The 21,127-nt window shown below is 67.9% G+C and carries 15 protein-coding genes and 2 tRNA genes; 6 read left to right on the top strand and 11 right to left on the bottom strand.

The window, feature by feature from the left end:
- Positions 1 to 59: 59 nt before the first annotated feature.
- From TMO_RS09665 to TMO_RS09635, 7 genes are all read right to left on the bottom strand, one after another.
- The gene (locus TMO_RS09665) at positions 60 to 812 is read right to left on the bottom strand and encodes a type II secretion system protein (RefSeq protein ID WP_228382310.1); all 753 of its coding nucleotides are present in this window, start codon (positions 810 to 812) and stop codon (positions 60 to 62) included.
- Complete coding sequence (locus TMO_RS09660; protein ID WP_014745438.1) at positions 812 to 2,584, bottom strand: type II and III secretion system protein; 1,773 nt, start codon at positions 2,582 to 2,584, stop codon at positions 812 to 814. Before TMO_RS09660 ends, TMO_RS09665 begins: the two co-directional genes overlap by 1 nt.
- On the bottom strand, positions 2,581 to 3,621 hold the full coding sequence (locus TMO_RS09655) for a hypothetical protein (RefSeq protein WP_014745437.1): 1,041 nt from the start codon (positions 3,619 to 3,621) through the stop codon (positions 2,581 to 2,583). The genes TMO_RS09660 and TMO_RS09655 overlap by 4 nt, the downstream gene beginning before the upstream one ends.
- A 194-nt stretch (positions 3,622 to 3,815) precedes the next feature.
- A complete protein-coding gene (locus TMO_RS09650; protein WP_145978105.1) occupies positions 3,816 to 4,367 on the bottom strand; it encodes a hypothetical protein in 552 nt (183 codons plus the stop codon).
- Positions 4,368 to 4,542: 175 nt separating this feature from the next.
- Positions 4,543 to 5,334 (bottom strand): hypothetical protein, encoded by a 792-nt coding sequence (locus tag TMO_RS09645; protein WP_014745435.1) that lies wholly within the window; start codon positions 5,332 to 5,334, stop codon positions 4,543 to 4,545.
- On the bottom strand, positions 5,331 to 6,626 hold the full coding sequence (locus TMO_RS09640) for a type II secretion system F family protein (protein WP_014745434.1): 1,296 nt from the start codon (positions 6,624 to 6,626) through the stop codon (positions 5,331 to 5,333). The genes TMO_RS09645 and TMO_RS09640 overlap by 4 nt, the downstream gene beginning before the upstream one ends.
- Positions 6,623 to 8,311 (bottom strand): GspE/PulE family protein, encoded by a 1,689-nt coding sequence (locus TMO_RS09635; RefSeq protein WP_014745433.1) that lies wholly within the window; start codon positions 8,309 to 8,311, stop codon positions 6,623 to 6,625. Before TMO_RS09635 ends, TMO_RS09640 begins: the two co-directional genes overlap by 4 nt.
- Positions 8,312 to 8,347: 36 nt before the next feature.
- On the opposite strand from TMO_RS09635, the gene TMO_RS29325 reads away from it, so the two are divergent.
- The gene (locus TMO_RS29325) at positions 8,348 to 9,133 is read left to right on the top strand and encodes a hypothetical protein (protein ID WP_145978104.1); all 786 of its coding nucleotides are present in this window, start codon (positions 8,348 to 8,350) and stop codon (positions 9,131 to 9,133) included.
- Here TMO_RS29325 and TMO_RS29320 read toward each other — a convergent pair whose 3' ends face one another.
- Positions 9,134 to 11,725: a response regulator gene (locus tag TMO_RS29320; protein ID WP_014745431.1), complete on the bottom strand. Its 2,592-nt coding sequence runs from the start codon at positions 11,723 to 11,725 to the stop codon at positions 9,134 to 9,136.
- 307 nt (positions 11,726 to 12,032) lie between these two features.
- Between TMO_RS29320 and TMO_RS09620 the strand changes: the two genes are divergently transcribed.
- Positions 12,033 to 12,326: an SCP2 sterol-binding domain-containing protein gene (locus TMO_RS09620; protein WP_014745430.1), complete on the top strand. Its 294-nt coding sequence runs from the start codon at positions 12,033 to 12,035 to the stop codon at positions 12,324 to 12,326.
- 232 nt (positions 12,327 to 12,558) lie between these two features.
- Here TMO_RS09620 and TMO_RS09615 read toward each other — a convergent pair whose 3' ends face one another.
- From TMO_RS09615 to TMO_RS09605, 3 genes are all read right to left on the bottom strand, one after another.
- The gene (locus TMO_RS09615) at positions 12,559 to 14,193 is read right to left on the bottom strand and encodes a 3-(methylthio)propionyl-CoA ligase (RefSeq protein WP_014745429.1); all 1,635 of its coding nucleotides are present in this window, start codon (positions 14,191 to 14,193) and stop codon (positions 12,559 to 12,561) included.
- Between the two features lie 396 nt (positions 14,194 to 14,589).
- A tRNA-Asn gene (locus tag TMO_RS09610) sits at positions 14,590 to 14,665 on the bottom strand.
- Between the two features lie 164 nt (positions 14,666 to 14,829).
- Positions 14,830 to 14,903, bottom strand: a tRNA-Cys gene (locus TMO_RS09605).
- Positions 14,904 to 15,253: 350 nt separating this feature from the next.
- On the opposite strand from TMO_RS09605, the gene TMO_RS09600 reads away from it, so the two are divergent.
- The 4 genes from TMO_RS09600 to TMO_RS09585 all read left to right on the top strand — a co-directional run bounded on the left by TMO_RS09600 (position 15,254) and on the right by TMO_RS09585 (position 21,075).
- Positions 15,254 to 15,910, top strand: a complete 657-nt coding sequence (locus TMO_RS09600; RefSeq protein WP_014745428.1) for a protein-L-isoaspartate O-methyltransferase family protein — start codon at positions 15,254 to 15,256, stop codon at positions 15,908 to 15,910.
- Between the two features lie 97 nt (positions 15,911 to 16,007).
- Positions 16,008 to 17,354 carry a TolC family outer membrane protein gene (locus TMO_RS09595; protein ID WP_014745427.1) on the top strand — a complete coding sequence of 449 codons (1,347 nt, stop codon included), beginning with the start codon at positions 16,008 to 16,010 and terminating at the stop codon, positions 17,352 to 17,354.
- A gap of 147 nt (positions 17,355 to 17,501) precedes the next feature.
- Positions 17,502 to 18,236, top strand: coding sequence for a DUF2497 domain-containing protein (locus TMO_RS32765; RefSeq protein ID WP_041604897.1), 735 nt, complete (start codon positions 17,502 to 17,504; stop codon positions 18,234 to 18,236).
- A gap of 169 nt (positions 18,237 to 18,405) precedes the next feature.
- Positions 18,406 to 21,075: a valine--tRNA ligase gene (locus tag TMO_RS09585; protein WP_014745425.1), complete on the top strand. Its 2,670-nt coding sequence runs from the start codon at positions 18,406 to 18,408 to the stop codon at positions 21,073 to 21,075.
- The last annotated feature ends 52 nt before the right edge of the window (positions 21,076 to 21,127 follow it).

The following is a 21,127-nucleotide window of genomic DNA, read 5'->3' as shown; positions in this document are numbered from 1 at the left end:
ACCCAATACCGCCACACGCGCCAATGCTGCCACCGGCGGACAGAACCGGACCGACCTCACTACATCAGCACCTGAATGAGGCAGGTATCGGTTGCGGCCAGATTGTACATATTGCTGCCGGTCACCTGACAGGCGGCCGTGCTGGTGACCACAGATCCGGTGGCCGGCAGCCCGTCATCCAGTTCCATGTCCAGCCGGCGCGCCTGATCGACGGTCAGCAGGGGCGTTGAATTACCTGTGGTTGAACCGGTGGTCATGCTGCCGATCCTGAGCCACACCCCGCTCGTTGCCCCGACCGTCGCCGACACCAGCTGATACTGCCCACCCAGCGGCGTGGACGGCGCCGACGTGCCGGCCGGCGGCATCTTAAGATTGGTCAGGAACTGGGCGGCGGTCAGATGGCGCCAGGCATTCAGGCTTTCCTGACTGGCACCGTCGCCCGAAAGTATGCCATTGCCGTCGCCGGCTGTGACGCCGCTCGCAAGCGCTGCCGCATCGGTGTAGTCGCCGGGCAGAGCGCCATAGCGTTCCTGGAATTGACCGAATGCGGTGCGGATGGCGCCGACCTCCGACACGAAGGCCTGGGCACGGCTGTTGCCGACCATCCCCTGGGCCTGCAGAACGGTGCCGACCAGCAGGGCGATGACGACAAGCGCAATGGCCACCTCCACCAGGGTGAAGCCGCGATCGTCTTCGGTTATGTCGGGCCCGGCGGCCGGATGTCTCGGGCCAGAATGTCTCGGGCCAGAATGTGTCGGGCCATAATGTTTCGGGTCGGGATGGCTGGCTGCGGAACGGGTTCGGATGCTCATCATTGTGGCTCGCTTTCGCTTTCTGGGACGGGACGGCCGGGTGTCGCCGCCGGTGCAGACGGCGGTGTGACTGCAGGGGAGGAGGAAGGCGCGGGGAAGGGCAGGGGCCGCGGATCGGTGGTGAAGCCGCGATACAGGTCGATATCGGCCGGGGCGATGGTGCCGCCGGTGTCGTCGGGCAGGATCGTGGCGCGCAGGAAGACCACCAGTTCCACCGTATGGCTGGCATCGGTGTCGGCGCGAAACAGCCGCCCCACCCAGGGCAGATCCTTCAGCACCGGGGCGCCGCTTTCGTCGAAGCGCGCGCGCTCTTCCATCAGCCCGCCCATGATCATGATCTCGCCCGACCGGATGCGCAGGACCGAGTCCAGCTCGCGGACCTCCACCACCGGCACCAGGCTTTCCACCTGGTTCTGAGAGGCGATGGCGACGCCCGGATCGGCGACCTCCCGGGCGATGCGGGTGATGGTCGGCCGGACGGTCATGACCACCGAGCGCTCGTCGGCCGCGATTGCCGGCTGCACGCTCAGCACCAGCCCGATGGGCACGGTGTTCAGCTTCGAATTGACCGTCAGGGTCACGTCGCCAGTGTCGTCATCGGTCTCTCGCTCGACATCCAGCGTGAAGTAGACCGCGTTCTCGGCGACTTTGAGCAGCGCCGTCTGGTTGTTGAGCACGGTGAGGCGCGGGCTGGAGAGCGTGCGCACCGCACCAAAGCGCGCCGCCAGCCCCACCAGGGCGTCGATGTCGGATCCGCTCACCCGGATGCCCAGGACATCGTCGACCCCGTTTGCGATCCGCGCGGCCGGTGCGCCGAACCGGCCGGCGATGGTGACGTCTCCCGACAGGATCGCGGACCAATCGATTCCGGCCTCGTAGCCCTCGTCGAGTGCGACCTCCACGACACGGGCCTCGATCAGAACCTGTCGTCCGGTGGTCCGACGCAGGCCGGCAATCACCCGGCGGACGACGTCCTGGGCATGGCGATCGCCATAGACGGCGATCACGCCGGTGCGTGGGTTCACGCTCAAACGGGGCCGGCGGTCATCCGCCGGATCGGCGATCTGGGCGGCATCATCGCCGGGGATACCAAGGGCGGCCGCCAATGTGCGTATGGCATCGTTCCAGAAGGCGCCGTCCGTGTGATTGCGGATGGCGATCGACGAGCCGTTGCGGTCGGCCGTGCCGCCACTGCCGGTGCCGACGGTGTCGAGTTCCGACGAGGCTGCGACACCGCCATCCACCCGGCGCACCATATCCGGCTGATCGATGCGGTAGATGCGGACCACCGGCCGGTCGCGTTCGACCAGAAGCACTCCGCCCTCGATCCGGTAGACGAAGTTCACCTGACGGCCGATCGCCGTCAGTGCGCTGCCGAGAGGCACGCCCGAGAGGCTGACCCGGACCATGCCGGCAAGGGTCGGATCGATCACCACACCCACACCCGCCTGATGGGCCAGATCTTCCACGACCTCGGCGATCGGGATCTGGCCGGCGACCCGGATGTCGACCGGGCGGGACAGGATGGCCCGGGCTTCCGGACCGGGCGCGGGATCGTCCAGCTCACCATCCCCTTCCAGCGGTGGCAGTTGTGGCGGTACCGGCGGCGGAGCCGGCCTTGTATCCGGCGACGGTGTCGCTGCAGGCGTGCCTCCGATCGCCCGATAGTCGCGGCGCTCCAGACCCAGCGCCCGGTCGCGCGGATCGGCGGTGCCGCAGGCGGTGAGAGCGAGAAGAACGAGGACGATCAGGAAGGGCCGGATGGCGGTCATGGACAGACCTCGTCGGGCAGGATGCCGTCGATGCCGAGACAGATCTCCCGCCCCAGGGCGAGAGAGACCGTGCTCCTGCCTTCCGCCAGGCGGATGCTGACGGTGTCCCGGCCAACCGCTTCGACGACGGGCTCGCCGGGACGGGCCGGCTCCGCCATTTCAATCCGCCGGCCGTTGATCCAGACCCGCCAGTCCGATCCCGGTCCACGTGCAATGCCGTCAAGCTTGATCCGGCGTGCGACCGCAGGCGGCTCAGCCGCGGTCGGTCGGTCCGGGCTGCTCAGGCGGCGGCGGTGCTCCGACGGCTCCAGGGCAAGGGCGACAACGGTTCCAGGCGGGTCCGGCGGGATGGCGGGCGCCGCAAGGTTGTGGCGGGTAAGGAGAGGGGTCAGTGGGTCCATGGCCTGGCCGTCGGGCAGGGGTGGCAGGCTGCCCGGATCGATGGTGGTGAAACGCAACACCGCCTGGGCATCCGCCCGGCCTTCATCCGGGCGATCGGCCAGATCCAGACGGTCGATCACGGCGCGGCCCGGCAGTGCGGCCCGCATGGCCGCAAGCCCGGCACGGATTTCGGCATCCGACGGCGCGGTCAGTTCGGCGATGACCAGAACCGGCCTGAGCCGGGGCAGAGCCTCCGCCGCGGGCGGATGCGGCAGCCGACGATCTGCCGGCCGTGGTGCGACCGCCTCCGCCGGGGCGTCGCTGAGCGACAGGCGGACGGTTCCGATGCCGGCCGCCATGGCCAGATCATGCAGCTGCCGGAGCAACGGGCCCGGCGCCGGCGGTGTGAAGAGTGGCCGCGGATCCGAGACAAGCCGCGCCACTCCCTGATCCAGCCGCCAGGCCGCGGCTTCGGCCTGCCGGAAACGCCCCCGTGCCGCCTCGGCGGTCCGGGCCAGATCTTCGGCATGCGCCCGTACCCGTTCCACCTCCAGTGCCATCGTCAGATCTGCGGCGATCACGGCCAGGCAGCCCAGGGCCAGAGCCGCCAGCCGGGGCACGCGCACGGCCAGGCGGCCAGCGGGATCTTTGTCCATGGCCGCGGGCTCGCGCCGGGCGGCATGCCGTCGGAAGCGTCGGGCGGAAAGCCGCGGCCTGCAGGCCGTACCTGATCTGCCGGCATCGGCCGGAAGGGGGGTCAGGATCAGCTGGCCGCGGAACGGGCCGCCTTCGGGGGCCGTGTTCCCGGCAGGGTCCGTGTCGCCGCCACTGAGTGCCGGAGCCTGGCGGGTCAGGGGCGGGCGGCCGCCCGGGGCGGGGGCGGGTCGGCAATCGTGGTCATGCCCAGCCCGGCGGTCGCGACGGTTTCGGCAAAACGCTGTCGCAGGGCATCGGCCGCCGCGGCATCGCTGCGGGCGATCTCGATCTCGAGCGTCAGCCGGCCGGCCTCCGGGCCGGTCCCGTCGCGTCGATGATCCAGCCCCGTGATGGCCAAGCCTTCAGGCCTCAGCACCGCCAGGCGGTCGAGCACGCAGAGCAGGTCCACCGGCGCCGCCTGTTCCATGGCGACAAGTCCACCCAGGGCAGAGGCAACGCGCATGCCCGCGGCCAGACGGCCGGGATCGGTGCCGCCGGCCGCTGCCGCGCGCAGATCGAGTCCCGTGGCGAGCATAAGGTTGCGCTGGGCGGCAACCATCGCCTCGTCCACCAGACCGGCGGCCTGCAGGCCGGGCAGGATCAGGGCGGCAAACAGCAGGCCAGCGGCCGCCAGCCCGGCCAGATTCCGGCTGCGGATCGGCTGATCACGCCAGGGCCGGGCAGCGACCGTGCCGGAGGCAGACATCGGCCCGAAGGTCCGGATGCGCAACGGTGGGGCCTCGTCAAGCAGGGCTGCGAGGGCCAGACGGGTGAGCGGCCCCGGCTGACGACCTCTGTCCGGGCTGGTGGGGCCGGACATCGCGGCGACTGGCATGGCGACGACCGGCGGCCGATGATGGCGCAGCTCTGTCTCCTCCCCGTCAGGGGAGGGGGTGGATCAGTGGTCCATGGTCGTCGATCAGCAGCGTGATCAGATCGGGAGTGGTGTGATGCCGATGCAGGTGGCGACGGACTGCCCGGCTCCCGTCCAGGGCGGCTTCGACGGGGGTGAGGCCCGAAAGCGGGCGGCGGCTGGAGAAGACCGGCAAACCGGCTTCGCAAAGGATCTGATCGATTGCATCGCCGGACGGCTGATCGGACGGCACCGGTACGTGCAGGGCCAGCCACTGCGCATGGTGACTTTTTGCCAGGGCCATTGCGGCTGTCAGCACCGGGGGCAGCGGCCGAAGATGCAGCCCGGCAATTGCCGCCGACCTGGTGCAGGCCTCAACTTCTGCCGAGGCAGGGACGAAGGCGAGTGCCAGCCTGTCCGGCCGTCGGGACGGATCGATTCCCAAAGCGCCACGGCCCATACCGCCACCGCCCGCTCCGCCGTCGGGCGGCAGGGGCCGGATGGCGACGAAGCCGCGATCAAGGCCGAGTTCGCCTGCAGCGGCGATGACGCGGCGGGCTTCGATCTGCCGGCGAATCCGCTGCCCCAGCCGGGGCAGGGCAATGGTTGCGACCCGTGGCCGGTCGTCTTCAACGATCAACGGCAGCGTACGACGCAGCCCCTCGCGGCGCCCCGTTGCGGCCAGGGCGCGCCAGGCGGCCGGCGTTTCCGGGCCCGGGCGGAGGGTGATATCGTTGGCGCCCCGTGTTGCCACCCAGAGCCGGCGGTCACGATCGAGCAGCAGAACCCGGCGGGGCGGAGAGGACGTGCGCAGTCTCATCCACCGACCTCGGCCAGCCCGGAATACAGCGCACCCAGCACCAGCCGGCCGATGCCGGCGACGACCAGTGCCAGAAACATGACCAGGGCAGGCTCCAGGAGGGCAGTCAGCCGATCGACCGAGCGTTCGATGCTGCGGTCCAGGGCGCGGGACGCGCTGCGGGCGGCGTCGGGCAGCCGACCGGCTGCCGCACCCGCAACCAGCGGTGCCTGGGCGACGGCGGGCCAGGGTTCGAGCAGGGTGAAGGCCTCTGCCGGCGGAACCCCACGAATGATCAGGCGGCGGACATTGCCGAGCTGCCGGGCAAGTTCGGCATCTGCGGCGCCGATCGCCGCCAGGTCCAGCGCCTCTGTGACCGGTGCCCCGGCCTCGGCGGCCAGGATCAGGGCGCGCAGGCTGCGTGCCGCCGCCAGTTGATGGCGCAGCCGGACGATCGGTGTCCAGCGGTCCAGCAGCCGGGCAACGGCCGGATGCCGGCGGGCGATCAGCAGCCCGGCTACCAGTGCTGCCGGCAGGCCGATGATGACCCCGATGGCCAGAGCTGGAGCGGCGCCGATTGCGATTGCCAATTGCAGCGTCGGGTCGTCGCCTGCAACACCGAGTTCGGCCATCAGCCCGGCAAGTTCAGGCAGCGCACCGCCGATGAGGGCGACGAGAGAGGCGAAGGTGGTGACGGCCAGCACGATCGGATAACGCAGCGCCCGGGCGATCCGGGCATGGATGGCGGCTTCGGTCTCGTGATGATGGGCAAGATCGTCGATCGCCGGCGCCAGCCGTCCGGTGCGCGCGGCGACCGCAAAGACCGCCGCAGCCACGGGCCCGAGATCCCGTCCGGCTTCGGTCGCCGCCTCGGCCGGGCTCTGCCCGGCGCGGATGGCTGCAGCCATACCGGCGAAGCCTTTTGCAGCTGCGCGGGAAATACCGCCCTGCGCCGCGGCATCCAGCGCTGCCGGCAGATCGCGCGCGGCTGCCAGATGCAGGCCCGCCGCAGACCAGGCTTCGGCGAGTGCTGCATGACGTTCGGCCGGGCCCGCCACCAGGCTGCCGGAACGGGTAAGCCCTTGCCACAACCGGGACAGACCCTCCCGAACGGGACGGATCGAGAGCGGATCGAGCCCGCGCGCCTCCAGCTGACCGAGGGCCGCGTCGACATCACCGGCCAGAATGCGGCCATGGAACAGGTTGCCATCGGCGTCGACCGCGCGGAACCGCCAGCGCCGCAAGACGGCATCCGGCGTGTCTGCCGTCGGCAGTCGCATCATGGGCCGGGCGGGATCGGAACGATTGATCATGGCCGGTCCAGCGGTCCCACCACCGCCTCGATTTCGTCGCGGGTGCTGAGGCCGCGCCGCTCGACCTCTCGGGCATCGGCCAGCAGGCTGTGATGACCGCATCGGCTGAGATGTGCGGCCAGGTGCGGGCGTGCGGCATCCCCGGCAAGCAGATCGTCGAAGGCGTCGTCGGGGATCAGCAGTTCGGCGATCGGTATCCGGCCACGAAAGCCGGTGAAGCCGCAGGCCGGACAGCCGCGGCCGGCGATGCCCGGCCCGGGCGCGCAGTCCGGGCACAGCCGTCGCACCAGCCGCTGGACCAGGATGGCCGCCAGAACACCCGCCAGGCGACGCGGTGCAAGTCCCAGATCGCGCAGCCGGTCGATGGTGCCCAGGGCATCGCCCGCATGCAGTGTGGTGTACACCCGGTGGCCGGTGACGGCGGCACGATAGGCCATGGCGGCGGTGGTCTCGTCGCGCATTTCACCGATCAGCAGCACGTCGGGATCCTGGCGCATCAGCGAGCGGATGCCGTCGGCGAAGCTCAACTCCGGCAGACGCGACAGGTCGGTCTGGCGAATGCCGTCCAGCGGATATTCCACCGGATCCTCCAGCGTGGCGACCGCAAGGCGTCGGCGGTCTATCAGGCCGGTCAAGGCGCGCAGGGTCGTGCTCTTGCCGCTGCCGGTGGGGCCCGCGACCACCACGATCCCGTCGGGCCGGCGGGCGATATGGCGCAGCCCCTCGACGATGCGCGACGTCAGACCCAGACCGTCGAGCTGGCGCAACCGGCGGTCGGCATCCAGCAGCCTGAGAACCACGGCCTCGCCGTGAACGGTGGGATGGGTCGCGATGCGGATTTCCACCGCCAGGCCGTCGATTTTTCTGGTGATCCGCCCGTCCTGCGGGCGAAGGGTGACGACGGCATCCAGCCCCGCCAACACCTTGAAACGGGTGACGAGCCCTGAGGCGATGGCGGCATCCAGCAGGCGGAACGGGGTCAGCACGCCATCGATTCGCAGGCGAATGCCCAGATGTCCCGGCGCCGGATCGAGATGCAGATCGGACGCGCCGGCCCGGACGGCGGCGGCGATCAGCATGTCGGCGAGACGTGTCACCGCGCTTTCTTCGGCATCGGCGGGCGGCCGGTCGCGGAACGGGTCTTCGGGCATGTGCTCGGCCGCGATCGTCAGGCCGGGAGCGGTGCCGCTGCCGGCCGCTGCTGCGATCATGGCGTCGATCATCGGATCATTGCGATGCAACCGGCCGATCAGCCGGGCGAAGGCGGTTCGCCCGATGACCATGCGCCGCAGCTGCCCCGCATGGCCCAGCCGGCGGCGGATGGTTTCCGCAGCCGTGAGATCGTCTGGATCAATCATTGCGAGAAGCAGCTCGCCCCGTTCGACACCCAACGGAACGGCACCGGCGGTGACCAGCGCCTCAGCTGACAGCCCGGCTGAATCCGACGGAACCGGATGGCCCGGCCAGGCGGCCAGGCCCGACTCCGCAGCCAGTACCGAGACGAGATCGGCCTCGTCGACCAGCCCCATATGTTCGATCGCACGCAGCAGCGATCCGCCAGGAAGCCGCTCCGCCTCGCGCCGGACCAGCCGGGCGGCATCTGCGGTCAGCAGGCCACGCGCCATCAGCGCATCGGCCAGATCTCGTCCCCCAGTCTCCGATTTGCTACCGTTGATCATGTTCATAATAAAAATCCACTACCTATAGAATTAAACCAAAAGATGTGGATCAAGATCGTTCAAGATGCATTATTTCTAAGTACATCTCGTTTAAAGATTGCATACGCAAGGGGTCACGATTTGTCGAGTCTGAATCGCCTGAGACGCGTGAATACCGAAGACGGTTTCGTCCTGGTAGAAATTGCTGTTGCCGTATTCGTGCTGGCTCTGCTACTTGGCAGCGTTCTGCCGCTCCTGCGTGCGGAGACCGTCTCGGCACGAGGGGCCGCGACCGATCGACGGATGGCGGCGGTCATGGCCGTTCTGGCGGCCGAACTGGCCCGAAGCGGGCATTTGCCATGCCCTGCAAGCGATACGGACGGGGTTGCGGACATCGTCTGCAGCGGCGCCGCAACCGGTCGGGTTCCGGCCGCGAGCCTCGGGTTGCCGGCGGCAGCCGTCCAGGACGGCTGGTCGCGGCCCTTCACCTATGCCGTGGATGCCCGCGCGACGCAGACTGCGGATCTGACGGACTGGTGCGGCCAGGCCGACGGCTTCGATGCGCTGACGCTGGACGGGGCCACCCCACACCATCCCCTGGTGCTGCTTGTGGCCCACGGGCCGGGCGGCGGCGCCTGGCTGACCGGAGGCGGGCGGGCACCAGGTGCCGCGTCGGACGCCGAGATGGAAAATGCCGACGACGATGCGATTTTCGCAACCGTCCCGATTGTCGCCTCAGGACCCGACAGGTTCGACGATCGTATTCTGGCCTATGCGGAACCGGCATTCACAAGCATGCATGGCATCCATTGCCCGGTTGCGGCCGTCGGGTCGGGGCAGGGGGAATGATCAGCCGGCCGCCACGGTTTCCCGTGCGGCCGTGACCTCGGCTTCCAGCCGGGATGCCGCGGTCGTATCCGGGGCGCCCACCTCCAGTGACGCACAGGCGGCGGCCAGACGGTGATAGCCGTAATTGGCCGCCAGCCCCTTCAGGGCATGGAGGGCACTGCGCCATGCATCCGCATCTCCTGCCGTGGCGGCTGCGGCGATCTGTTCATGGGTGTTGACCGCACTTTCGGCGAACATGCCGTAGAGGGCGCGGGTGCGTTCGGTGCCGAGGGCCTTTTCAATCTCATCACGCCGTACCGGGTCGAGCACCGGGGCCGTCCTGTCGGCGCCGCCGGATGGCTCGCTTTCCGTAACCGGCCCGGAGGGCGGCCGGCCGTCATCGAGCAGGCCTGTCAGGGTGTCGCGCAGTTCGCCCCAGTTCACCGGCTTTGCCACGAAGGCGTCGATCCCTGCGTCCAGATAACGTGAGCGGTTTTCCGGCATGGCGTCGGCCGACAAGGCCAGGATCGGGACCTTGCCATCCCTTCCCGGGCGCGCGCGGATCCGACGGGTGGCCGTGACGCCATCCATCCGTGGCATCTGCATGTCCATGACAATGGTATCGAAGGCGGCTTTGGCCGACATCTCGACGGCAGCCACACCGTCTTCTGCGACAGCCACGTCGAAGCCCATGCGCCGCAGAGCCTCGGTCAGGAGTTCCCGATTGACGGGATTGTCCTCGGCGATCAGGAGCCTGCGGCCTTTGAAAGCGGGGACGGCCACCAATGTGCCGGCAGTCTCGCTGTCCTTTGGCCGGGACGGGGGACGGGAGCCGGCTTTCCGTGTGGCTGCATCTCCGCTCCCGGCCCGACAGGGCAGCGTGATCGTGAAGACCGACCCGACGCCGGGCAGGCTGTCGACGGTGAGCTCACCGCCCATTGCCGCGGTCAGCCGGCGCGAGATGGCAAGGCCCAGGCCGGTGCCCGGCGTGGGCGCCGAATCGCTTGGGGCAGTGGTGGCGCCAGAGCGATCCGCCGCCTGAACAAAGGGCTGGAAGATTGCATCCAACGCGTCCGCGGCGATGCCGATGCCGGTGTCGGCGACGGCGATGGACAGAAAGGAAGGATGATCTCCCTCACCCTTGCCGTCGACGCGGATCTCGACGAAGCCGTTCTCGGTGAACTTGATGGCATTGCCGACCAGATTCATCAGCACCTGCCGCAGGCGCATAGGATCAGCCAGCACCGTTTCAGGAACGCCCGGACCGCGGCGGATCGACAGATTGATACCTTTTTGCGACGCCCGGCCTTCGAACAGCCCGACGACATCGTCCAGCAGCCGACCGATGGCGACCGGTTCCTCGTGCAGGACCAGGCGCCCTGCCTCCACCTTCGAGAGGTCCAGGATATCGTTGAGCAGCGTCATCAGCCCTTCGGCCGACCGGCGCATCGCTGTCATCCACCGCCGCTGCCGGCCATCCAGATCGGTGCCGGCCAGCAGGTCGAGCATGCCCAGCACCCCGGTCATCGGCGTGCGCAGTTCGTGGCTCATATTGGCCAGGAACATTGATTTGGCGGCGTTGGCGCGTTCGGCCGAGGCACGCGCGGTCCGCAGATCCTCCTCGATGCGATGCAGGCCGGTGCCGTCGATCGCCAGCACATCGGCGATCAGCCGGCCATCGGCCGAGGGGCGCGGTGTGGTCGCATAGAGCAGCACCCAGCGCGTTACCCCGTCGCGGCCGGGCAATGGCAGGCCGAAACCGGGCGGGGTCTCGCCGCGAATGGCGGCCTTGATGGCCGGCAGCAGGCGCTGGCCGTCGCGGAGGGCCATTTCATCCAGCCGGCGCGGATCAGAACGGATCAGCTCGGGGGAGAGGCCGCCGGTCAGATTGCGGATGCCGGCGCCCGCGTAAAGGACCGCAATGTCACCATCCGGATCCAGGCGGATCTGCAGGATTGCGCCCGGCACGTTGTCGGCGATGGCCTGAAAGCGCCGTCGTTCCGACGTCAGGGCGCGTTCGGCGGTCAGGCGCCGGCGTTCAACCGTCAAAAGCCCGCCCAGAACCACGGTAGCCACGATCCCGCTGAGGACGAGAAGGGGACCGAACTGTCTCAGCAGGAGACCGTCGTGGATCAGGCCATGCATGGCTGCGATCAATACCATCGCCGGCACGCCCACCACGGCACCGGCAACGAACAGATCAATCATCCGGATGCCGGTCTTGCGCCGCAAGGCCCACCAGCCCATCGACATCAGGCTGACCACCACCAGCGACAGGGCCGTGGGGATCGCGATCGGCCCGCCCTGCAGCAGCCGTGAGGTGACCGTCGTGGCCCCAACCACCAGCGTTGCCACCGGGCCGCCGAACGGCGCGGACAGCAGAACCAGCACGGCCCTGCCGTCGAAAGCGATATTGGGGGCGATCTCTACAGGGATTGCCATCGAGATCAGCGCAGAGCCGGCAAAGATCAGGCCGACCACGATGCCGCGCGTCAGCCGGCTCAGTTGCAGGCGGCTTTGCCCGAAAGCGCCGAAAGCGAGGGCGGCAAGCGCGATCACCCCCAGATTCTGCGTCAAGGGCAGGAGCAGCGGGCTCCAATGCTGCATGAACATGTGACGGGTCGTCCCTGGATGGCGTCCATGGCGTGCCGCTCCCCGTCGCCGGTCGTGCCGCCTGTCGAGGACCTCATTTTACACCGAGCTGATATGCCGCGGTACTTGCAACGACGTATTTTCTCTTGGGGTCTCATGGTTGAATTATGTGGCGTGTCGTGATCCGAAGATGATTGTCATACGTCTGGAACCGCGGCGGCCGGACAGGCATTCTGGCAGCGAGGCGCTCTTGACGTCGTTAAGCCTAACGTTTACGTTAACGTCAATCAGGGACCGGTCCAAGCCGGCCTGTATGGGGAGGTGAAGCATGGGCATCGACGATCTGGTCCGGCGCATGCAGGAGAAGGCTGCCAAGGGCAGCGCACTCGGGTCGACCGTGAAGTTCGAGCTGGAGGACGGCACGATCTTCATCGACGGCCGGTCGGCCCCGGCCGAGGTCTCGGCCGCGGATCGTGACGCTGACTGCACCATCCGCTGTTCGTCTGAAACCCTGGACCGGCTGATGACCGGCGATCTGTCGGCAACCATGGCCTTCATGACCGGCAAGCTGAAGGTCGAGGGCGACATGACGGTTGCTATGAAGCTGTCGTCCATTCTCTGAAGATACGGCTGGCTGCGGGGCTCGTCCGACGCTCGCGGCCGGTGATCCTATGCTTCCGTCTGCCGACACTGGTTGTGTCAGGCAGATCCCCCCGGAAGCAGGCGAGGGGATGCAGACCTTGTGGCTGCATCCCCTTTTTCGTGACCGCGCCTGATGAGCGGTGGATTCAAATGAAAAGGGCGAAACCCGTCTGGATTCCGCCCTTTTCATGTATGCGCCAAAGGCTGCCGGATCAGCCGGCCTGCTTCATCAGCCAGTCGCCATAGGCTTCGCGCAGCTTCAGCTTCAGCAGCTTGCCGGTGGCGGTATGGGGCAGCTCCTCGACGAAAATCACATCGTCGGGCAGCCACCACTTCACGACCTTGGTCTCGAGGTAGTCGAGCATGCCCTGCTTGTCGAGCGTCGCACCTTCGCGCCGGATCACCAGCAGCAGCGGACGTTCCTGCCACTTCGGATGGGCAACGCCGATGACCGCCGCTTCCTTGACGTCGGGATGGCCGACCGCCGCGTTTTCGAGGTCGATGGAGCTGATCCACTCACCGCCCGATTTGATGACGTCCTTGGCGCGGTCGACGATCTGGGCGTAGCCGTCCTGATCGACCGTCGCGATGTCGCCGGTGTCGAACCAGCCGTCCTCGTCGAGGATGTTCTCGTCATCGCGACGGAAATAGGACTTCAGCACCCAGGGACCGCGGACCTTCAGATGGCCGAAGGCGACACCGTCATTGGGCAGCTCGTTGCCCTCGTCGTCGGTGATCCGCATTTCGACGCCATAGGCCGGCTTGCCGATCTTGGTCTGCAGCTTGTACTTGGCCTCCTGGTCCAGCGACAGGTGCTTGGCCTTGAAGGTGCAGGCGGTGCCGATCGGGCTGAGTTCGGTCATGCCCCAAGCGTGCAGCAGGAAGGTACCGTGCTTCTCCTGGAACTTGCGGATCATCGATTCAGGGGCGGCAGACCCGCCGACCACGGCGATGCGCACGCCTTCCATGCGCCGGCCGATCTCGTCCAGATGGTTGAGCAGGGCGAGCCACACGGTCGGCACGCCGGCCAGCACCGTCGGGCGCTCCATCTCGATCAGTTCGGCCAGGCCGGGACCGTCCAGCCGCGGCCCGGGGAAGATCAGCTTCGCACCGACCATCGGGCAGGCATAGGGCAGGCCCCAGGCATTGACATGGAACATCGGCACCACCGGCAGCACGGCATCGGTTGCCGAGATGCCGAGCGTGTCGGTCATGCACACGCCATAAGAGTGCAGAACGTTCGAGCGATGCGAATAGAGCACACCCTTGGGGTTGCCCGTGGTGCCCGAGGTGTAGCACAGCGACGAGGCGGTGTTTTCATCGAAGCTGGGGAAGTCGTAGCTGTCGGACTGATCCGCAATCAGCTCTTCGTAGCAGATCGCGTTGGGGATCGAGGTCTCGGGCATGTTGGCCCGGTCGGTCATGATGACCACGGCCTCGACCGTCGGGATCTTGCCGATCAGTTTCTCGATGATCGGGACGAAGGTCAGGTCGACCAGGATGACCCGGTCCTCGGCATGGTTGACGATGTACTCGATCTGCTCGAGGAACAGGCGCGGGTTGATCGTGTGCAGGATCGCTCCCATGCCCGAGACCGCAAAATAGGCCTCGAAATGGCGATAGCCGTTCCAGGCCAGGGTGCCGACGCGGTCGCCCATGGCGATGCCGAAGCGCGAGGCGAGCGCATTGGCAAGCTGCTGCACACGCTTATAGGCATCCGCATAGGTGTAGCGGTGGATGGGGCCTTCGCAGGTCCGTGACACGATCTCCACGTCGCCGTGAAACCTGGCGGCGTTCCTGATCAGCGGTGCGATCAGAAGCTGCGTGTCCATCATCTGGCCGCGCATGGATCCTCCCTTGGGATATGCAGTGGCGCCGCTCCGTCTTCCGGAGCCGCGTCGGCCGGCCGCGCCTGAACGGCCGTGTCCTGGAATGTCCGTCGCAACCCATGCCGCACGATACTGCTCCCCCAAGCGGCTCGCCGGTCGTTGTACGGGTTGCCGGCGGGGGCCAGACTACCGCGTCGGTACCGCTTTGTGAACTGGCTTGCACCCTGGCAAAGCCCGCAGAAAACCGCCATTTGCGCGCTTCCCGCATCAGGTTCCGAAGGAGCGAAGATCTTCGCGTGTGCCGTGGGGTGATCCGTCCGGTGACCCGGGCATGGCCTCGTCAACGCAAGAGGCTGAGCGGTGTGCCGGAGACAAGAAAAAGCCCTGCAGGCGAACCTGCAGGGCGTTTTCAATTGGCTCCCCGAGCCGGACTCGAACCAGCGACCCGGTGGTTAACAGCCACCTGCTCTACCGACTGAGCTATCGGGGATCAGTGCGTCCGGGGCCTTCGGTGGGGCGTCCCGTCCGTGTCGTCTGTGGGCCGGGCTTTTATCATCGCTCTGCCGGCCTGTCCAGCTTTATTTTCGGTCGCTTCCAAAGCCTGCTCGGAAGTCTCCGGTATGCCGGCATCCTGCCGGGGCAGGATGGAAGAGCTGGAGGCCGGGGGCGGGATCGAACCGCCGATCGGGGATTTGCAGTCCCCTGCATTACCACTTTGCTACCCGGCCACCGGGTCTTCACTGCTGGCCGCCGTTCCGATCCGTGATCTGTCGATCCATGATCATTCAGGCAGCGATGTCTTCAAGCCGTGTCGCCGACTTGCGTCGATGACCGTCCCGTGACGGATCGCGTTTATAGAGAGGTCGGCAGGTGCGGTCAACCCCGCAATCGCAGCCACACCGATGATCCGTCGCGACGCCCAGTCTATCGGCTTGGGCGGCCCCCGTCACGGCCCGTCTGCATCTGCGGTGGACGGCGTGATTGTCATCCCCTGCGGCCCCCGGTATAAGTTGCGGCGATGCGTCACCCGATGCCGCGTCGTCGTCTGACCGACCGGAAGCAGCCGAGAGCCCATAGCATGCACGACTACAGCGATGCCCGCCGCAACATGGTGCTGAGCCAGCTCCTCACCAACAAGGTCACCGACGAACGTGTGATCGAAGCCATGGGCGCGGTTCCGCGCGAGCGCTTCGTCCCCGCGAGCCATCGGGCCGTGGCCTATGTCGATGAGGATGTGGCGGTCGGCCATGGCCGTTTCCTCATGGAGCCGATGCTCTTCGCGCGGCTGCTTCAGGCCGCCGACGTGAAGTCGAACGAGGCGGTGCTCGACGTCGCCTGCGCCACCGGCTATTCGACCGCGGTTCTCGCCCGCCTCGCCTCGGCGGTGGTGGCGCTGGAGGATCAGCCCGAACTTGCCGAACAGGCGAGTGAACTGCTCGATCAGCTGGGGGTCAGCAATGCTGCCGTGGTGTCGGGCCCGGTGGTCGACGGCTATGCCGCCCAGGCGCCTTACGACGTGATCGTCGTCGAAGGCGCCCTGGAGGTGGAGCCCAAGGCCCTGCTGGATCAGCTGGCCGATGGTGGCCGCCTGGTCGCGGTGATGAACGACGACGGCCGCGTCGGCCGCGCGACGATCTTCACCAATTATGCCGGGGCGATCGCCCGCCGGACCCTGTTCGATGCCTCGACGCCGCACATCGCCGCCTTCCGCAAGAAGGTCGGCTTCGTTTTCTGACGACGGGACCATCGCGCATCCCGGGTGACGGGACCCGGAATGCGCGACTGCCGGGCGGGGAGGCCCGGTCGACATCCACGGATGGGGAGACGGGACGGTGAGACGATCGGTACTCGCGGCGGTGCTCGCCGCCGGCACCATGCTGGCGACGCCCTTCGTCGCTTCGGCTGAATCGCTTCAGGATGCGCTGGTCTCGGCCTATGCCGGCAATCCGCGCATCGATGCGATCCGTGCCCAGCTGCGCGCCGTCGACGAGAACATCCCCACGGCTCTGGCGGGACGCAGGCCGCAGGCGCAGATCCAGGCGAGTGCCGGTCGTGCCGGAACCTCCGTCCAGAACAGCAAGACATACGGCACCGATCCGCGCTCGGTCACCCTGCAGATCACCCAGCCGGTCTGGACCGGTGGACGGGTGGATGCACAGCTGGGCCAGGCCGAGGCTCAGGTGCTCGCCACCCGCGAGCAGGTGCGGGCGATCGAGCAGGACGTCCTGCGCGAGGCGGCGTCGACCTATGGCGACGTGTTCCGTGACCGTGCCGTGGTCAATCTCAACGAGAACAATGTCCGCGTGCTGGAGCGTCAGCTGCAGGCGACGCGCGACCGGTTCGAGGTGGGCGAGGTGACCCGGACCGACGTCGCCCAGGCTGAAGCCCGGCTGGCCAGTGCCCGGGCCGATCTGACCGCAGCCCAGGGCGCATTGGCGAGTTCCGAGGCGACCTATCTTCGCGTCGTCGGCCGCACGCCCGAGACGCTGGAGCCGCCGCGTCCCTTTCCGGATCTGCCCGTCACTCGCGCCGACGCCATCGGCCGCGCCCGTGACGACAACCCCTCGGTGCGGGCCGCCCGCTACACCGTCGATGTCGCCGAGCAGCAGGTGAATTCGGCCGAAGCGACCCGCATGCCTCAGGTCTCGGTGGTCGGCAGCCATCAGCGCGAGCGCGACAGCTCTTATGCGCTCGACCGGACGGAAGACAGCCGGATCGTCGCCCAGGTCACCGTGCCGCTCTATCAGGGCGGCGGCGAGTTCGCCGGCATCCGTCAGGCCAAGGAAACCCGGGCCCAGCGGCGCGGCGAGCTGATGACCGCCGAGCGTCAGGCCGTGGAGGGTGCCACCGCCGCCTGGGAGCAGCTGCGGTCCGCCCAGGCCTCGATCGCCTCGCTGGACGCCGCCGTGCGTGCGGCAGAGATCGCACTGGAAGGCGTGCGGGAAGAGGCTGCCGTCGGCGCCCGCACCACGCTCGACGTGCTCGATGCCGAGCAGGAACTCTTTATCGCCCGGGTCAATCTGGTTCGGGCGCAGCGCAATGTCATCGTCGCCGGTTTCGAACTGGCGGCGGCGTTGGGCGCGCTCGACATCCAGGCGATTTCCGCCGACGTACCCACCTACGACCCCCAGGACAACTACCGCAAGGTACGTGATGCCTGGTGGGGGACGGGTGACTGACCGGAGGGGCGCCCTCTCCGACCCACCCCGGATGCCGGACCGACCGGCCCCGCCCGCAGCGGGGCCGGTTCGTCGTTGCTGGCATTCATCGGCCGACTGCCTTAGAGTGGCGGCAACCGGACACGCGCGAGGAGCCCCAAGGGGCCGATGACCGACAGGACTCAAAACCAGGAACCGTCGATGGAGGAAATTCTCGCCTCCATCCGGCGCATCATCGCCGAAGAGGACGGTGAAGAGGGTGGTGCCGCGGCACCGGCTGCGGCCGGTGGTACGCAGCCGCCGCGGGACGATCGTGAGGATGTGCTCGACCTGATCGATGTGGTCGAGCCCGATCCCTTCGACGATCCGGCGCCGGAGCCCGAACCCGATCCGCGCGGCGGCAACGATTTCGACGATGACGATTTCGGCCCCGGCCCAAGCTTTGCGGCGTCTGCCGACGACGATCTGTTCGACGACGAGCCCGCCAGGCCCGAGGCACCTGCGGCCGATCCCTGGGATGCGCTTCAGGACGACGAGGATGACGACTTCGCCTCGGAACCGGAGCCGGACCCCGAGCCGGAACCCGAACCTGCGCCGCCGCCCCGCCCGGAGCCGGCACCGGCCCCGCGGCCTGCCACAGCCGATGGCGACGGGCTGATGTCGCAGGCGGCAAGTGCGGCGACGGTCGCGGCCTTCGCGACGCTCGGCCAGGCCCTGACCGGCGGCGGGCCGACCGAGGGGCGGCCCCAGGCGGCCTTTGGCGGCCGGACGCTGGAAGAGCTGGTTGCCGACATCCTGCGCCCCCTGCTCAAGGACTGGCTGGACCAGAACCTGCCGCCGATGGTGGAACGTCTGGTACGTGAGGAAATCCAGCGGCTCGCGGAACGCTCGCTGCGTTCGTGAACCGCAGGCTGTCCGGCGGGCGTGCCCGCGGGCACGCCCTGATCACGCCGGACGGGGACGAAAGGCCGGATCATCCGGCCGACGCCGCGCCCGGCCCTGCACAGATCGGCGGCCGGTGAGCCTGTTCGGGCCCGACCGACCGCCCCAGAAGACAGCGGAACGGAACGGCATGCTGGACAAGACCTTCAGGCCTCAGGAGGCCGAGGCGCCGATTTACGAAGGCTGGCGCAAGAGCGGAGCCTTCCGCGCGGATGTGCGCTCGGGGGCGGACCCGTACACGATCATGATGCCGCCGCCGAACGTCACCGGCAGCCTGCATATCGGCCACGCGCTGACCTTTACCATCCAGGATGCGCTGATCCGCTATCGGCGCATGACCGGGCGCGACACGCTGTGGCAGCCCGGTACCGACCATGCCGGCATCGCGACCCAGATGGTCGTGGAGCGCCAGCTGGCCGAGCAGGGCATCACCCGCAACGACGTCGGCCGCGACGGGCTGATCGACCGGATCTGGACCTGGAAGGAACAGTCGGGCGGCCGCATCCTCGATCAGCTGACCAGGCTGGGGGCTTCGGCCGACTGGCCGCGGGAACGCTTCACCATGGATCCGGCCTTCTCCGCTGCGGTGCGCAAGGTGTTCGTCACCCTGTACAAGCAGGGGCTGATCTACCGCGACAAGCGGTTGGTCAACTGGGACCCGAAGCTCAAGACCGCGATCTCGGATCTGGAGGTCGAGCCGAAGGAAGTGAAGGGCCATTACTGGCACCTGCGCTATCCGCTGGCCGACGGCTCGGGCCGCCATATCGTGGTGGCGACGACGCGTCCCGAGACCATGCTGGGTGATACCGCCGTTGCGGTGCATCCCGATGACGAGCGCTATGCCGACCTGGTCGGCAAGGAAATCCTGCTGCCGCTGACCGGCCGGCGGATCCCGATCGTGGCGGATGCCTATTCCGACCCCGAGAAGGGGTCGGGCGCGGTCAAGATCACGCCGGCGCACGACTTCAACGACTTCGAGGTCGGCCGCCGGCACGGTCTGGACATGATCAACGTGCTCGACGCCGATGCCCGCATCGTCGACGAGCCGGTGATCCCGGCCGCCTATCGCGGTCTCGACCGGTTCAAGGCCCGCGAGCGGATCGTCGCCGATCTGGAGGCGGCGGGGCTGCTGGAGGGGATCGAACCGGTCACCCATACCGTTCCCTATGGCGACCGTTCGGGCGTGGTCATCGAACCCTGGTTGACCGATCAGTGGTATGTCGATGCGCCCAAGCTCGCCATCCCGGCGGTCGAGGCGGTGGAGACCGGCAAGACCGTCTTCGTGCCGAAGCAGTGGGAAAACACCTATTTCGAATGGATGCGCAACATCCAGCCCTGGTGCGTGTCGCGCCAGATCTGGTGGGGCCATCGCGTGCCGGCCTGGTACGGGCCGGACGGTACGGTGTTCGTCGAGGAAACCGAGACCGAGGCCAAGGCCGCCGCGGCGGCCCATTACGGCGAAACCGTCGACCTCACCCAGGACAGCGATGTGCTCGACACCTGGTTCAGCTCGGCGCTCTGGCCTTTCGGCACCCTCGGCTGGCCCGAACAGACCGCGGAACTTGCCCGTTACTATCCGGGCGACGTGCTGGTCACCGGCTTCGACATCATCTTCTTCTGGGTCGCCCGGATGATGATGATGGGCCTGCACTTCATGGGCGACGTGCCGTTCCGCACCGTCTACATCCACGCCCTGGTCCGCGACGAAAAGGGCCAGAAGATGTCGAAGTCGAAGGGGAACGTCATCGATCCCATCGACCTGATCGACAAATACGGCGCGGATGCGGTGCGTTTCACCCTGCTGGCGCTGGCGGCCCAGGGCCGCGACGTCAAGCTGGCCGAAGCGCGGGTTGCGGGTTATCGCAACTTCTCGACCAAGCTCTGGAATGCGGCACGCTTCGCCGAGATGAACGGCGCGGAGAGCGTCGAGGGCTTCGACCCGACATCGGTCAGCCATGTGCTGAACCGCTGGATCGTGGGCGAGGCGGCCCGGGCGACCCGGGCCGTCACCGAGGCGATGGAAGCCTTCCGCTTCAACGAGGCGGCCCAGGCCGCCTATCGCTTCACCTGGGATATCGTCTGCGACTGGTATCTGGAGCTGGCGAAGCCGATCCTGCAGGGCGGCGAGACCGCGGCTCTGGCCGAAACCCGGGCGACGCTCGCCTGGGTGCTGGATCAGATCCTGCTGCTGCTCCATCCCATGATGCCGTTCATGACCGAGCAGCTCTGGGAAACCCGTCCCGGCAGCCGCGCGCCTGCGCAGGCGATTACCGGTGCCTGGCCGGTGCTCGATCCCGCGACGCTCGCCGATCCGGCGGCCGATGCCGAGATCGGCTGGCTGATCGAGGCGGTCTCTGCCGTGCGCAGCGTGCGCTCGGAGTTGAACGTGCCGCCGGCCGCCAAGGTGCCGGTGCTGTTCCGTGACGCGTCCGAGGCGACCCGCAGCCGTGCGGCGACCCATGGCGATGCGCTGGCCCGTCTGGCCCGGGCCGAGCGGATCGAGTTCGTCGACGGCGAAGTGGCGGGCACGGTCGAGACGATCGTGAACGGCGAGGTGGTGCTGCTGCCGATCGCCGACGTCATCGACGCCGCCGTGGAGATCAAGCGTCTGGAAGGCGAGATCACCAAGCTCGACCGCGACATCGCCGGCATCGATAAGCGGCTCGACAACCCGGCCTTCGTCGCCAAGGCGCCGGAAGAGGTGGTGGAGGAGAATCGCGAGCGGCGTGCCCAGGCGGTTGCCGATCGTGAGGCTCTGTCCAAGGCGCTGGCGCGCGTCCAGGCGATGCGCAGGGACTGATTCGCCGAACGCAACCGGACGGCCGCATCCTTTCCGGATGCGGCCGTCCGTT

It is taken from the genome of Tistrella mobilis KA081020-065, assembly GCF_000264455.2.
In the GTDB taxonomy this organism is placed as follows: domain Bacteria; phylum Pseudomonadota; class Alphaproteobacteria; order Tistrellales; family Tistrellaceae; genus Tistrella; species Tistrella mobilis.
The sequence above is the reverse complement of the archived record's forward strand: the minus strand, read 5'-3'. Positions and strand labels throughout refer to the sequence as shown.

Coding starts and splice junctions, on each gene's coding strand:
- TMO_RS09665 (WP_228382310.1), bottom strand. CDS start 812: ATGAGCATCCGAACCCGTTCCGCAGCCAGCCATCCCGACCCGAAACAT.
- TMO_RS09660 (WP_014745438.1), bottom strand. CDS start 2,584: ATGACCGCCATCCGGCCCTTCCTGATCGTCCTCGTTCTTCTCGCTCTC.
- TMO_RS09655 (WP_014745437.1), bottom strand. CDS start 3,621: ATGGACAAAGATCCCGCTGGCCGCCTGGCCGTGCGCGTGCCCCGGCTG.
- TMO_RS09650 (WP_145978105.1), bottom strand. CDS start 4,367: ATGTCTGCCTCCGGCACGGTCGCTGCCCGGCCCTGGCGTGATCAGCCG.
- TMO_RS09645 (WP_014745435.1), bottom strand. CDS start 5,334: ATGAGACTGCGCACGTCCTCTCCGCCCCGCCGGGTTCTGCTGCTCGAT.
- TMO_RS09640 (WP_014745434.1), bottom strand. CDS start 6,626: ATGATCAATCGTTCCGATCCCGCCCGGCCCATGATGCGACTGCCGACG.
- TMO_RS09635 (WP_014745433.1), bottom strand. CDS start 8,311: ATGAACATGATCAACGGTAGCAAATCGGAGACTGGGGGACGAGATCTG.
- TMO_RS29325 (WP_145978104.1), top strand. CDS start 8,348: ATGTGGATCAAGATCGTTCAAGATGCATTATTTCTAAGTACATCTCGT.
- TMO_RS29320 (WP_014745431.1), bottom strand. CDS start 11,725: ATGTTCATGCAGCATTGGAGCCCGCTGCTCCTGCCCTTGACGCAGAAT.
- TMO_RS09620 (WP_014745430.1), top strand. CDS start 12,033: ATGGGCATCGACGATCTGGTCCGGCGCATGCAGGAGAAGGCTGCCAAG.
- TMO_RS09615 (WP_014745429.1), bottom strand. CDS start 14,193: ATGCGCGGCCAGATGATGGACACGCAGCTTCTGATCGCACCGCTGATC.
- TMO_RS09600 (WP_014745428.1), top strand. CDS start 15,254: ATGCACGACTACAGCGATGCCCGCCGCAACATGGTGCTGAGCCAGCTC.
- TMO_RS32765 (WP_041604897.1), top strand. CDS start 17,502: ATGACCGACAGGACTCAAAACCAGGAACCGTCGATGGAGGAAATTCTC.
- TMO_RS09585 (WP_014745425.1), top strand. CDS start 18,406: ATGCTGGACAAGACCTTCAGGCCTCAGGAGGCCGAGGCGCCGATTTAC.